The 13002-nt window shown below is 45.3% G+C and carries 14 protein-coding genes; 2 read left to right on the top strand and 12 right to left on the bottom strand.

From position 1 onward, the window contains the following. The first annotated feature begins 184 nt into the window (after nt 1–184). A complete protein-coding gene (gene aqpZ / locus FKN08_RS01780; protein ID WP_006741734.1) occupies nt 185–883 on the top strand; it encodes an aquaporin Z in 699 nt (232 codons plus the stop codon). 51 nt (nt 884–934) lie between these two features. Here the strand turns inward: aqpZ and recR are convergent, their stop codons facing one another. The 7 genes from recR to FKN08_RS01750 form a co-directional block, all read right to left on the bottom strand. Continuing rightward, nucleotides 935–1534, bottom strand: coding sequence for a recombination mediator RecR (gene recR, locus FKN08_RS01775; RefSeq protein ID WP_031780610.1), 600 nt, complete (start codon nt 1532–1534; stop codon nt 935–937). A 30-nt stretch (nt 1535–1564) separates the two neighbouring features. Next, on the bottom strand, nt 1565–1894 hold the full coding sequence (locus FKN08_RS01770; protein ID WP_005380618.1) for a YbaB/EbfC family nucleoid-associated protein: 330 nt from the start codon (nt 1892–1894) through the stop codon (nt 1565–1567). Between the two features lie 82 nt (nt 1895–1976). Beyond that, a complete protein-coding gene (gene dnaX / locus FKN08_RS01765) occupies nt 1977–4082 on the bottom strand; it encodes a DNA polymerase III subunit gamma/tau (protein ID WP_170891148.1) in 2106 nt (701 codons plus the stop codon). 8 nt (nt 4083–4090) lie between these two features. Continuing rightward, nucleotides 4091–4636 (bottom strand): adenine phosphoribosyltransferase, encoded by a 546-nt coding sequence (gene apt / locus FKN08_RS01760; RefSeq protein ID WP_005380615.1) that lies wholly within the window; start codon nt 4634–4636, stop codon nt 4091–4093. A gap of 162 nt (nt 4637–4798) precedes the next feature. Beyond that, a complete protein-coding gene (locus FKN08_RS01755; RefSeq protein WP_041852909.1) occupies nt 4799–5191 on the bottom strand; it encodes a YbaN family protein in 393 nt (130 codons plus the stop codon). A 27-nt stretch (nt 5192–5218) separates the two neighbouring features. Further along, entirely contained in the window at nt 5219–5350 is a 132-nt protein-coding gene (locus FKN08_RS23890; RefSeq protein WP_005380608.1) for a hypothetical protein, read from the bottom strand. A 224-nt stretch (nt 5351–5574) separates the two neighbouring features. Next, the gene (locus FKN08_RS01750; RefSeq protein WP_005397213.1) at nt 5575–6681 is read right to left on the bottom strand and encodes a response regulator; all 1107 of its coding nucleotides are present in this window, start codon (nt 6679–6681) and stop codon (nt 5575–5577) included. A gap of 288 nt (nt 6682–6969) precedes the next feature. On the opposite strand from FKN08_RS01750, the gene FKN08_RS01745 reads away from it, so the two are divergent. Then, on the top strand, nt 6970–7845 hold the full coding sequence (locus tag FKN08_RS01745; protein WP_005397211.1) for a LysR family transcriptional regulator: 876 nt from the start codon (nt 6970–6972) through the stop codon (nt 7843–7845). Between the two features lie 65 nt (nt 7846–7910). Here the strand turns inward: FKN08_RS01745 and purF are convergent, their stop codons facing one another. From purF to accD, 5 genes are all read right to left on the bottom strand, one after another. Beyond that, a complete protein-coding gene (gene purF, locus FKN08_RS01740) occupies nt 7911–9425 on the bottom strand; it encodes an amidophosphoribosyltransferase (protein WP_005397209.1) in 1515 nt (504 codons plus the stop codon). Nucleotides 9426–9461: 36 nt separating this feature from the next. Next, on the bottom strand, nt 9462–9953 hold the full coding sequence (locus FKN08_RS01735; RefSeq protein WP_005380590.1) for a CvpA family protein: 492 nt from the start codon (nt 9951–9953) through the stop codon (nt 9462–9464). A gap of 61 nt (nt 9954–10014) precedes the next feature. Continuing rightward, entirely contained in the window at nt 10015–10608 is a 594-nt protein-coding gene (locus FKN08_RS01730) for an SPOR domain-containing protein (RefSeq protein ID WP_005397207.1), read from the bottom strand. A 14-nt stretch (nt 10609–10622) separates the two neighbouring features. Next, nucleotides 10623–11885 carry a bifunctional tetrahydrofolate synthase/dihydrofolate synthase gene (gene folC / locus FKN08_RS01725; protein ID WP_170891146.1) on the bottom strand — a complete coding sequence of 421 codons (1263 nt, stop codon included), beginning with the start codon at nt 11883–11885 and terminating at the stop codon, nt 10623–10625. Nucleotides 11886–11931: 46 nt separating this feature from the next. Then, nucleotides 11932–12858 (bottom strand): acetyl-CoA carboxylase, carboxyltransferase subunit beta, encoded by a 927-nt coding sequence (gene accD, locus FKN08_RS01720; protein WP_005397203.1) that lies wholly within the window; start codon nt 12856–12858, stop codon nt 11932–11934. Nucleotides 12859–13002 lie beyond the last annotated feature (144 nt).

Below are 13002 nucleotides of genomic sequence, written 5' to 3'. Positions count from 1 at the left end.
ACTCAGGTAGTGATGGCCAAGGCAACCTTAAAATTCAACCTCTCCTCTCCTTGCTTTTCTCTCATCCTTGAGAACTCTTGCCACATACCGTCCTATTTGCAGTCTTTACGCGATCTCCCTCACACTTTATTGACAATTCTCGACTATGTTCAGCGGGTCATTTAAGTAGAAATTAGGAAGTAACATGAACAAGTATTTGGCAGAGGCTTTTGGTACGTTCTGGCTAGTATTGGGCGGCTGCGGTAGCGCAGTGTTGGCTGCAGGTTTCCCAGATGTGGGTATTGGTCTGCTGGGCGTTGCTCTGGCCTTTGGTTTAACCGTTTTAACCATGGCATTTGCAATCGGTCATATTTCAGGTTGCCACTTGAACCCGGCAGTGACGGTTGGTCTTTGGGCTGGCGGTCGTTTTGAGACAAAAGACGTTGCGCCTTACATCATCGCACAAGTGCTCGGTGGGCTTATCGCTGGTGGCATTCTTTATGTCATCGCGACAGGACAAGCTGGATTCGATGTTGTGGGTTCTGGCTTTGCCGCCAACGGTTATGGTGAACACTCGCCGGGTCAGTACTCCATGCTTGCTGCGCTAGTTTCTGAAGTCGTGATGACGATGATGTTCCTTATCGTGATCATGGGGGCGACAGACAAACGTGCACCTCAAGGTTTTGCACCTATAGCGATTGGTTTGTGTCTGACTCTTATTCACCTGATCAGCATTCCTGTGACAAACACCTCAGTAAACCCGGCTCGTAGTACAGCAGTCGCAATGTATGTGGGTGACTGGGCAGTTTCTCAATTATGGCTGTTCTGGATTGCGCCTATTTTGGGTGGTGTACTTGGTGCAGTCATCTACAAAAACCTTCTTGGTAAAGAATCGAACGATTAATCGTTCCCAACTCACAAGGTCAAAAAAGCCGCTGAATTCAGCGGCTTTTTATTAAATTCTGTGTCGACCTAACAGCGAGTGTGACAACGTCGTGCCATCGACAAGCTCAAGTTCTCCACCGACAGGCACACCATGCGCGATGCGGCTGGCATCAACTTGGTGTTCTTTACATAGCTCTGCGATGTAATGTGCAGTGGCTTCGCCTTCAACCGTCGGGTTTGTTGCCAAAATCACTTCGGCTATATCACCGCGACGTAAGCGGTAATCCAGCACATCCAATCCAATATCACTTGGACCAATACCGTCTAGTGGTGACAAATGTCCCATAAGAACAAAGTATCGACCAGAATACTGGCCCGTTGCTTCGACTGCAGCAATGTCTGCCGGGCTTTCTACCACACAAATTTGACCATTTTCTTGGCGTTTTGGGTTAGTACAAATATGACAGACTTCTTCTTCGGTGAAGGTTCGACACTCAGTACAATGACCGATTTCTGTCATTGCCTGGCTAAGCGCATCTGCAAGTTGCAAACCGCCTTTTCTATCGCGCTGTAACAAATGAAAGGCCATACGCTGCGCCGACTTGGGGCCAACCCCAGGTAGACAACGTAAGGCCTCCATCAATTGCTCCAGCATATGACTGGTACGCATTAAAAGTCCGCTTAATTAAATATCAGCAGATTAGAATGGCATTTTCATACCTGGTGGTAGTTGCATACCGCCAGTTACAGAAGCCATTTTCTCTTTTTGAGTTTCTTCAACACGGCGGGCCGCATCGTTGAACGCCGCAGCGATCAAATCTTCAAGCATTTCTTTGTCGTCTTCCATCAAACTTTCATCGATGTCAACACGACGTACGCTGTGACTACCAGTGATAGTAACTTTAACTAGGCCAGCACCAGACTCGCCAGTTACTTCCATATTCGCGATTTCTTCTTGAAGCTTTTGCATGCGATCTTGCATTTGCTGGGCTTGCTTCATTAGGTTGCCCATACCGCCTTTACCAAACATGTTTATCTCTCTGGTTTAATGAGGTGTTGCATCAATTAATGGGGTTATACCTTTGGGTTTTCAACCCCATTCCATTCGATTATTAGATAGGGCGCACACTATCTTTATCAAGCTCTGCAGCAAAACGACGTTCAATAAATTGAACATTTGGATCGTTTTCTAAACTATTCAGAGCTTGCTGTAATTTCTCTTGATAGAGCCTATCTCTAAGTTCAAGTGGTGTTTCTCCACTCTCCCCTATTTCGATGCTCATGTGACACTCTTCACCTAACACGGTATTAAGTGCTTTAAGCAATTCGGCTTGAGCTCTATCAGTATTCAAATGAGCTTGGCTGCTTCTCAATAGTAACGAAACGGTTGTTCCTTCCTTACTATAATGAGAGTTTAGCGCAAGTTGCTCTACCAGCTTAGGGATCTCCATTAAACTGATTAGCTTCGCCCATTCATTATGTTCTAACGATTCATCGATGAGCTTTTGTGCCATTTCAGGCGTTTTCTCATGCTCAAGTGCCTGCTTGAGCTGCGTAGGTGTCAGTTTTGTATTCACTTTTGTCTCAACAGGCTTGCTTGGACGCCAGCGATACGCTTCCTCAACTTGTGGCTCCGTCGACTTCGGAGCTGAGTTTGGCGACACCTGCGCGGAATTGCCATGCAATTGCGCTACTCGGTCGATAACCGATTCTGGTTGTGCAGATGCCGCTTTAGGCTTTTTTGAGCCACCATTTTGAGGAGTGTTCTGTTGTAGGCCTTGACGCTGAGAACGTAATTGGTGACGTAAACCGCTTAGACCACCGCGCGCCGGTGTTGAAACGCTCTCTTGCACTTGTTGAGGTGGCGTTTCATGCTGCGGCGCTGGGTTTTCGCTCATCGGCGGCGCCATATCATACTGTGGCGGAACCGTCTCATATCCACTCGCGTGATACTCAGGTTGTGAATTAGATGAAGGTTGAGGCGCCACTTGTGGTGTGCTTTGCGCTGGACTCGGCTGCTGAGTTCGAGGAGCAGCTACTGTCTGAGCTGGTGCAGTCTTTGGTTGACTGGCACTTTGAACTGGGGCTGAAGCTGGTTCGCAGTTACTAGAAACAATATTTGCCCCACTGTTATTTGATGGGCGGAACGCCATCATACGCAGCACAATCATTTCCAGACCGACTCGCCCGTTTGGCGAGAGAGTCAAATCTTCACGACCTTTCAATGCAATTTGGTAGTAAAGCTGAACGTCTTGCGGACTTAGTGCTTTACTCAACAACTCGATTTTTTCTGCATCTGGCTGCGCTCGGTCTAGCGACGCTGGCAGCGCTTGATACATCGCAATTCGATGAAGCTGTGTTGCGACTTGCTGCAACAAACCATCCCACTCAACACCATTTGCTGCTAATTGCTGGATTTTATCCATGGCTTGTTGAGGTTGCTTGCTGCTGATTGACTCCAGCAAGTGAATCGCTTGGTCGGTATCAATCGTCCCCAACATGTGGCTGACAATATCGGTTTGCACCGTACCGTTACCTAAAGCAATTGCTTGATCGGTCAAGCTGAGAGCATCACGCATACTGCCATCTGCAGCATGTGAAATCATACCCAGTGCTTTTGGTTCTGCCGATACTTGCTCTTGACCCAAAATGTAGTCAAGTTGCTGATGAATATCATCAACGCTGATCGGTTTGAGATGGAACTGTAGACAACGCGACAATATAGTAACAGGCAGCTTTTGTGGATCGGTTGTCGCGAGTAAGAACTTCACATACTCTGGCGGCTCTTCCAGGGTTTTCAACAACGCATTGAAAGAGTGACGCGATAGCATGTGTACCTCATCGATGAGGTACACTTTAAACCGTCCACGAGCAGGTTTGTATTGAACGTTGTCTAACAGTTCGCGAGTGTCTTCAACTTTAGTACGTGATGCCGCGTCGATTTCAAGAAGATCGACAAAGCGACCTTCATCAATTTCACGACAAGTATCGCACTTACCACAAGGTGTCGCGGTAATACCGGTTTCGCAGTTCAAGCCTTTGGCAAACAACCTACCGATACTCGTTTTACCCACACCACGAGTCCCGCTGAACAGATAAGCATGGTGTAAACGGTTTTGCGCCAGTGCGTTTTCCAACGCCGTCAGGACATGTTTTTGTCCGACAACTTGGTCAAACTGATTAGGACGCCATTTTCGCGCTAAAGCTAAATAACTCATTGAATGTATTAATGTCCTTCAAAATCGCAAATGCTGTATACGTTTAGACCTAGTGCTTCTAAACGTTTATCACCACCGATTTCTGGTAGGTTGATAACGAACGCAGCGTGCTCAACTTCACCGCCCAGTTGGCGAATCAGCTTAGTCGTCGCTTCAATAGTACCGCCCGTTGCCAATAAATCGTCGACAACCAGTACTTTGTCGCCTTCAACGATGGCATCTGTATGGATTTCTAGTGTGTCAACGCCGTATTCAAGCTCATAAGATTGAGCAACAGTAGGACGTGGTAGCTTGCCTGGTTTACGCACTGGTACAAAACCAACACCTAGCTCAAGCGCTAAAGGCGCACCAAATAAAAAGCCACGAGCTTCCGTACCCACAACCTTGGTAAAGCCCATATCTTTGTAACGTTCAACAAGTAAGTTGATCGTCGCTTGGTATGCTTTTGCGTCTTCAAGAAGGCTCGTCACATCACGAAATAGAATGCCTGGCTTTGGGTAGTCTTGGATGCTTTTGATGCTAGATTTGATCAGTGAAATTGTTTCTGTAGTCATAATACCGATTTACTTAGATTGGCTCATCGCCCTCTCTAATCGCAGTATCACGAGGGCAACGAACAATAGGTTTTCACCACTATGTGCTTATTTTCGTAAGAGTCACAGGCGCTGAAAATACAAACGCCCACTCGAAGAGCGGGCACACTATTCTCTACAATCTTAGTGATTTTCTTCTCTGTCAGCAACCAACTCAATCACAGGCAGACGCATAAACCAGCCGAGTAAAACGATTAGCATCACTAAAAGACCAATTTTCACCCAAACAAGGGGAACAACAACGATTGAAACCATGAAACTAAGTGCAATAAAAATGGCGCCACGCTGTTTTACTTTTGAAGTAACAGCCCGGTGCTTATGCCAATTATCGAGAATCGGTCCAAACGTTTTGTGGTTATGTAGCCAATGATGAAATGCGGGGCTACCACGCATAAAACATGCACTAGCAAGTAGAATGAAAGGAGTGGTGGGTAAAAGCGGAAGGGCTATGCCGGCAATGCCGAGCACAATACAGAGTCCACCAACGGTATTGAAAAAGTAACGCTTAATACGAATGGTGAACTCCGGTACAAAATAGCTAGATTAAAAGCCTGCGTAACCATTCATTACACGAAGCCAGGTTAGCGTTGCAGGTAGTGTTGGAATTAAAAGTACTGCAATGAAACCTAAAAAGTAAAAAATATTATAAGGCTCTTTAAAATCTTTGTCTGCCATGATGTATCTTCTCACTAGTTGACTTTGCTTCTCCCAAGGCACAGCGTTAAATTATCGTTGCACAAATGGGTCATTATTGTTTTAGGCGTTGACTATACCTTAAACAGCCAAATCTAAACACCAGCAAAAAGTAAGGTTATTGTTCGAGCATTTGTTGTTTTTTGTGGTTCTAAAAAGACAATAAGCAGCGCCAAGACGCTGCTTATTGTGTTATGAAGTCAGAATTATACCAGTCGTGATTTCCGGGCAATATTTAAGCTAAAACTTGAAGAACCTAAACAACCAATGGATAGCTGACCAGCAACACCTAGCGGTAAATCTCGGGTTATGAAGTTTTTCATACTTCCTGCCCCTAAACAGTTACCTGCCGCGATATGTTGATTAGTATTTCCGTCAGACCAATGACTATCTAAACCCGCAGGCAGGATAGAAACGGAGGACGAAGCCAGATCAGCGACACCAAATACAGCATTAACCGCACCAGCGCACTCTGAACACTCGATTCCTTTTTCAATGATCCCTACCATATCCTTCAGATCAGCACTGAAACTCTTCAAATTACGCAGGTAATCGTCAAACAAAGCCCTAACAAGCAATGTCGTCGCGACACCATCATTACTCTGGGAAGCAGAGTCAACGAGATAGAACGCAAATTGCCCGTTCATTAACCAACGATAATCAAACACCAGTGGCATAACGTCCGTCGATTGCAATAAACGGTATGAGCAGCGCCAATCACCTTGAGAAGCATCTTTCTCTGGCAATAGAGCATGCAGTAAATCTCTTGCAGCACTCGGGTTCTGCTGCAAATACTCTAGATGCCAGTGAAGCTCTTGCTCATCTGGGATTTCGCCACCGTCATCGACTCGGAACCACTGACTTGAAAAGTCTCGCTGTTCTGAGAAATGGCTATCGGTATCTTCGAGCGTATTGTCTATCGCCTGAGATAGGTGCTCATAATTACCTATCGGTTTAGGAAGAAAATCTTTAATACCAAATCGCAACGCTTTCGCGACATCGGACATTTCATCCGTGCCGGATACCACGATAAGCGGCAAGTATGGATATTCAAGACTGACTTCTTCGACGAATTCAATGCCATCTAATACCGGCATCGATAAATCACACAAGATAAGATCGGGTTGGCATTCCCTGAGTTGTTGAAGCGCCTCTAGGCCGTTTTCAGCTTCTACTACTTTAAAACCCTGACTTTCTAAATAAGCATTGGTTACTTTACGAAATATTGGATCATCATCCACCAACATAATTAGTTTTTGATTAACCACTTCCTGTGCCGAGACCATTGCCGTTTGACTGTGAGTCTTAAACATACCTTTACACCTCACAAAGCTAAGTCAAAAAACAGATTTATTATTAAGTCATTATTTTTGTTGTGTTTACATCCGGCGAAACGTTGCGCAGCAAGACTTGAGGCCGTTCCGCCTTGTTATAAAACGTAGCTTGAAAACGGCGTTTATACAAATATTACGGGGTATAACAGTATTTACTCAAACAGGGTTGCTGTGTTCAAATGATGCAACATGTTGACTTAAAGCAAGCTTTGATCACAAAGTTAATTATAAATTAGCCGTAATCGGTAATTTAATGTGTCTGGAAATATGAAATTAGATGACTTAAACCTGTTTCGACTGGTTGTCGAAAATGGGAGCTACACCGCAACTTCGCGAAAAACCATGATCCCGGTTGCGACCATCACCCGACGCATTCAAGCGCTAGAAGACTCTGTCAATCTTCGACTGTTGAACCGTCACGCTCGCAAACTCTCGCTTACAGAAGCCGGGGAACGTTTTTACCATGAGTGCTCTCCTTTGCTACAAAGGCTAACCACGGCAGCAGAGGAAATCACTGACGACTGCCGAGGAGCATCAGGCAAGATTAAGATATCGGCGCCTTATAACTTAACTAAGCGCATGATGATGCCGATGTTCAACAGCTTTATGAAGCAGTATCCGGACATCAATATCGAACTAACGACAGAAAATAATGCAGACAAGCTTGACCCGACTGAATGGGATGTCATTTTTCGAGTGGGGCCCCAACGTGATTCTAGCCTGATCGCACGCAAGATTGGCGAAGTGAAGGATATTCTTGTCGCAAGTCCTGACTACCTTGCCTCGAATCCGGCACCAAACCACGCAGAAGAGCTCTCTAACCATTCATTGCTAAAAGGCTACCCTCTTATCAAGTGGACCTTAATTAATAGCAAAGGCGAGTCTGTCGTAAACGTTGATCGTGGTCGCTTTCAGGCGAATGCACTAAATGTAGTACGCAGTGCTTGTTCCGAAGGTTTAGGCATCACGCTAATGCCAGATGTCATGATCAAAGAATACATCGAAAGCGGCGATTTGGTACGCATACTGCCAGATTGGAGTGCAAACCCGCGCGACATTTATATGCTTTACAACCACAAAGATCACCTGCCAGAGAAAGTTCGTCTCTTTATCGACTTTGTGATCGCTTACAACATTCACTAATTCGATAGCGAATACAAAAAACCAGAGCCGGAGCTCTGGTTTTTTTACGCCTCAAGAAACGCCTATTATGCGCCTTCGTTATGCAGCTCTAGGTTTGCTAAATCCTGTTGGATTTCAAGTTGTGTTTTCGCATCATCGTTACGAAGACCATCTAAGAAGTCTAGGTATTGTTGGTCAATATCACCCGTTACGTATTCGCCGTTAAACACGGATGTATCGAACTGAGTAATATCTTGGTTTCCAAGGCCGACAGCCTCAACCAAATCTTCTAGACGTTGATAAATCAATGCATCAGCACCAATCTGCTTACAAATTGTATCGTTGTCGCGGCCATGAGCAATAAGCTCGGTAGCACTTGGCATATCAATACCGTACACGTTCGGGAATCGAACTTCTGGTGCTGCTGATACCATGTACACTTTCTTCGCACCAGAATCACGTGCCATTTCGATGATTTGTTCTGACGTAGTACCACGAACGATAGAGTCATCCACCAGCAACACATTCTTATCTTTGAACTCCGAGCGAATTGCATTCAACTTGCGACGTACAGATTTCTTACGTTGTTGCTGACCAGGCATGATAAACGTACGTCCCACGTAACGGTTTTTCACGAAGCCTTGGCGGTAAGGGATATCGATCGCTTGAGCGATTTGAAGTGCGATGTCGCACGACGTTTCAGGGATAGGAATAACGACATCAATATCAAGATTTGCGTAGTCTTCACGAATACGTTCGCCTAGCTTTTTACCCATTTCAACGCGAGCACTGTATACCGAAATTTTATCGATGAACGAGTCTGGACGAGCAAAGTACACGAACTCGAAAATACAAGGGTTCAGCTTAGGATTATCTGCACACTGCTTCGTGTACAGTTCACCATCAAACGTTGCGTAGATTGCCTCACCAGGTGCAACATCACGGACAAAATCAAAACCGACGGCATCCAATGCTACCGATTCAGACGCAACCATGTACTCCGCTCTGCCATTAACTTCACGCTTACCTAAACACAGCGGGCGAATACCGTGTGGGTCACGAAACGCAATCATACCATGACCGATAATCATGGCAGTCACAGCGTAAGCACCACGAATTGTGCGATGCACATTGGTGACTGCGCGGAATACGTCTTCTGTCGTGACATTTCCTTTTACTGAGTCAATTTCGTGTGCCAGTACATTTAGTAATACTTCGGAGTCTGAAGTGGTATTGATATGACGGCGATCTTTTTCAAACAGCTTTTGACGAACTTCGTTAGCGTTGGTCAAGTTGCCATTGTGGGCAAGTGTAATACCGAAAGGAGAGTTTACGTAGAAAGGTTGAGCTTCTGAAGCGCTTGAGCTGCCTGCTGTTGGGTAACGAACATGACCAATTCCGACCTCGCCTTGCAGGCGCTGCATATGTCTTGCTTCAAATACATCCTTGACTAAACCGTTCGCCTTGCGCAGACGAAAACGATTGCTTTCTATGGTACAAATACCAGCGGCATCTTGGCCACGATGCTGTAACACCGTTAACGCGTCATAAATAGACTGGTTTACAGGCGTTGTGCCCACGATTCCAACAATACCACACATGTCCTAATCCTCGATTTGCGACAGTAGCTGGCACTACTAGATAGTGCCAGACAGAAAACTTGATGTTGCTTGTAAATGCTCGAAGAATGGGGCGATGATACGGCTGAACTCAGGGATCAACTGTGAATCTTTCCACCAATCCGAGCTTGGGAATGCAGTAAACGCATCCATAAAAAACAGCACCGCAGAAACAATTAAGACTCCGCGTAGACCACCAAATACAATCCCAAGAATTCGGTCCGTACCTGATAGCCCTGTTTTTTGTACCAGTTGACCAATGACGTAATTCACCACTGCACCAACTACCAAGGTCGCGACAAATAAAGCCGCAATCGCCGCTCCGTTACGAAACATGTCATCTTCGATGTTGGTGAAGTACACCGCCAATTTGGCGTAGTAGTTGCTGGAGATAAAAAACGCTCCAAACCAAATCACCAAAGACAAAGCTTCTTTAGCAAAACCGCGAACTAAACTGATCAGAGCTGAAAATCCGATCACACCTAAAATGATAAAATCTATCCAATTCATGTTTTCTTCATCTTAAGTTGGCGCGCATTTTAACAGAAAAAATGCTGACGCAAACGTTTTCTTATGGATTTAATGGCTTAAATTTAAGCAATTGACCTTTTGAGCCTGTAATTTTTTGTAATTCCTTGACTTGTCGTTCAAGTTTACTTTTTGACACATCAGGACCAACAATCACTCTCGTAAACTCGTTTTCTTTCTTTGTATGAGCTTGATAGCCACGCTTTTGCAAATCAGCGACAAGCGCGACCGCATTTTCGTGATTCTTAAGCGCCATCAACTGAATGATCCAAGCAGAATCTTCATATTGATTTTTTTCTTGCACAGGACGAGTGGCCACCTCAACTTGCTCTGGCTGTTTGATGACCTCTGGTTTAGGCGTCGGCGTTGGGTCAGGCTCAGAAGCAGCCACTTGGGCGCCCTCTTGCTCCTGCACCACCGCTTCAACTGGAGAGTCCGGTAACGCTATGTCGTCTTCCACTGGCTCTAATATTTCGAAGTTTTCCACATCACTATCAAGTTCAGGTTTGATAGGAATACTGGCAAATTCTTCTTTGTAGTGCAGTTTCTTACCATCTAGCACATCGGGAAGAACAATCACTCCGACTGCGACTAGAATGATGGTGCCGACTAAACGACTTTGGAATTTACTTGCCATCAAAATACCTTTGCTTATTTATTCTTTGATTGCCAATGTTCCAATACCTCTCCGACAGTATGGAATGAACCAACCACCAGAATGACGTCTTCTTGCTTTGCGTGGCTTCTTGCATTCTCAAAGGCGTCAACAGGGTTTTCAAAATGAACTTGCCCATCGGGTAAGTATTGGCACAACTCTCCAGCAGTCGCCGCTCTCGGTCCGGTTAGCGACGCTGGATACCATTGTGTTGCAATTGGAGTTAGCGCTTCAATGGTTGCTTTAATGTCTTTGTCATGCAGCATCGCGACTACAATATGGATATTCTTACCCAAATATTGGTGCTTCACTTTCTCTACCAAATACTCAGCAGAGTGCGGGTTGTGCGCGACATCAAGGATTATCTCCGGCTCATGATGCAATATCTGCATACGCCCTGCCAGGCGAGCATTATTCAAGCCATTGACAATGTTTATGTCAGTGATTTGCAATTCCGATGCTCCCAACGCCATCAATGCTGTTGCCGCGTTTTGTAGCGGTAACGATGGGACAGGTAAATCCTCTAACGCAAATGCGCCACTGCTCCACTTCCAACCATTGTTAGTTAGTTGGTAATCATACTGAATACCAACTTGGAAGAACTCAGAGCCAATATCGTCAGCATGAGCTGCCACGGTCGCCGGTGGCGTTGGTTGACCACAAATTGCTGGCTTCCCTGGACGGTAAATGCCTGCCTTTTCAAAACCAATGACATTGATGTCATCACCAAGCCAATCCACATGATCGATCGCTAAGCTCGTAATAACAGAAACATCATGGTCAACAACGTTGGTGGCGTCTAGACGGCCGCCAAGTCCTACTTCAAGCAACACAACGTCGACTTTCTCTGCTTGGAAAATACGTAGCGCAGCAAGCGTACCGAATTCAAAGAGGCTAAGGCTGATATCACCACGCTGCTTTTCTACATAGTCGAATGCTTCACAGTGCTTTGCATCTACAACGTCGACGCCATTAATGCGTACACGCTCGTTGTAACGAATCAGGTGCGGAGAGCTGTAAACACCGACTGAATAGCCAGCATCGAGTAAAATGGCTTCCATTAACGCACACGTTGAGCCTTTGCCATTGGTGCCGGCAACAGTGATTACGGTTGGAGCTGGTTTGGTAAGATTGGCTTTGTTTGCTACCGCTTGGACACGGTCTAAGCCTAGATCAATTGCTGAGGAATGAATATTTGCTAAATAATCAAGCCACATCTCTAATGAAGATGTGGCTTGAGGAATTGGGTTTTGGGTCATCTAACTTTAACCATTAAATTCTTTGGTTTTTATGTTAGTTGATACTTTACCCTTTTTCGTCCGCTTCTGGTACAGAATATGGTTCTTCATTTGGAGATTCGTTAACCGAAACCACCAAAGGAGACTTGTGGTTAGTCATCTTAGCGATTAGACCACCCACACGCTGACGCATTTCACGACGGTCAACGATCATATCAATCGCACCGTGATCAAGCAGGAACTCACTACGCTGGAAACCTTCAGGAAGATCTTCACGCACTGTTTGCTCGATAACACGACGACCAGCAAAGCCAATCAGCGCCTTAGGTTCACCGATGTTGATATCACCCAACATAGCCAAACTTGCTGATACACCACCCATTGTAGGGTCAGTTAGAACCGAAATAAACGGCAGACCTTTTTCTGATAGACGCTCAAGCGCAGCACTGGTTTTTGCCATTTGCATAAGAGACATCAATGCCTCTTGCATACGAGCGCCACCACTTGCTGAGAAACAAACAAGTGCACAGTTGTTTTCAATTGCTGCATCCACCGCTTTTACAAAGCGAGCACCAACAACTGACCCCATTGACCCGCCCATAAAGGAGAACTCAAACGCACACGCCACAAGGGGCAGACCAAGCAGTTCACCTTGCATCACAACTAGCGCATCTTTCTCTCCGCTGTTTTTTTGTGCTGCAGAGATACGCTCTTTGTATCGCTTAGAATCTTTAAACTTCAGTTTATCCTGTGGCTCAAGTTCGGTACCTAATTCAACTCGATTGCCTTCATCTAAAAACGTTTCCAAACGACGACGCGCTTTCATGCGCATGTGATGGTTACACTTTGGACAAACTTCTAGGTTACGCTCTAGTTCAGCATGGTATAAAACCTGTTCACAAGAGGTACATTTAGTCCACACACCTTCTGGGATAGAAGCTTTGCGTGAACTTACTAGGTTGCTTTTCTCTAAAATCTTTTCAAGCCAACTCATGGAAGACCTTTTCTCTCAACTCTTCCGCTTCATTGCGAAAGATATAAATTCGACATAATACCGACGGATTAAACCATATCTTGCAGCTACTGTAGATAAAAAACTGGTTGTACCTATTTTTGATATCATAAATAGCGTATGTTT

Source organism: Vibrio sp. 1-2 (7-a) (assembly GCF_013048515.1).
Classification (GTDB): Bacteria; Pseudomonadota; Gammaproteobacteria; order Enterobacterales; family Vibrionaceae; genus Vibrio; species Vibrio diabolicus.
The sequence above is the reverse complement of the archived record's forward strand: the minus strand, read 5'-3'. Positions and strand labels throughout refer to the sequence as shown.

Excerpts from the sequence above, each read along its gene's own strand:
- FKN08_RS23890 (WP_005380608.1), bottom strand. The coding sequence starts at position 5,350 with ATGGCAGACAAAGATTTTAAAGAGCCTTATAATATTTTTTACTTTTTA.
- FKN08_RS01750 (WP_005397213.1), bottom strand. The coding sequence starts at position 6,681 with ATGTTTAAGACTCACAGTCAAACGGCAATGGTCTCGGCACAGGAAGTG.
- FKN08_RS01735 (WP_005380590.1), bottom strand. The coding sequence starts at position 9,953 with ATGAATTGGATAGATTTTATCATTTTAGGTGTGATCGGATTTTCAGCT.
- accD (WP_005397203.1), bottom strand. The coding sequence starts at position 12,858 with ATGAGTTGGCTTGAAAAGATTTTAGAGAAAAGCAACCTAGTAAGTTCA.
- purF (WP_005397209.1), bottom strand. The coding sequence starts at position 9,425 with ATGTGTGGTATTGTTGGAATCGTGGGCACAACGCCTGTAAACCAGTCT.
- FKN08_RS01730 (WP_005397207.1), bottom strand. The coding sequence starts at position 10,608 with ATGGCAAGTAAATTCCAAAGTCGTTTAGTCGGCACCATCATTCTAGTC.
- folC (WP_170891146.1), bottom strand. The coding sequence starts at position 11,885 with ATGACCCAAAACCCAATTCCTCAAGCCACATCTTCATTAGAGATGTGG.
- aqpZ (WP_006741734.1), top strand. The coding sequence starts at position 185 with ATGAACAAGTATTTGGCAGAGGCTTTTGGTACGTTCTGGCTAGTATTG.
- dnaX (WP_170891148.1), bottom strand. The coding sequence starts at position 4,082 with ATGAGTTATTTAGCTTTAGCGCGAAAATGGCGTCCTAATCAGTTTGAC.
- FKN08_RS01745 (WP_005397211.1), top strand. The coding sequence starts at position 6,970 with ATGAAATTAGATGACTTAAACCTGTTTCGACTGGTTGTCGAAAATGGG.
- FKN08_RS01770 (WP_005380618.1), bottom strand. The coding sequence starts at position 1,894 with ATGTTTGGTAAAGGCGGTATGGGCAACCTAATGAAGCAAGCCCAGCAA.
- apt (WP_005380615.1), bottom strand. The coding sequence starts at position 4,636 with ATGACTACAGAAACAATTTCACTGATCAAATCTAGCATCAAAAGCATC.
- recR (WP_031780610.1), bottom strand. The coding sequence starts at position 1,534 with ATGCGTACCAGTCATATGCTGGAGCAATTGATGGAGGCCTTACGTTGT.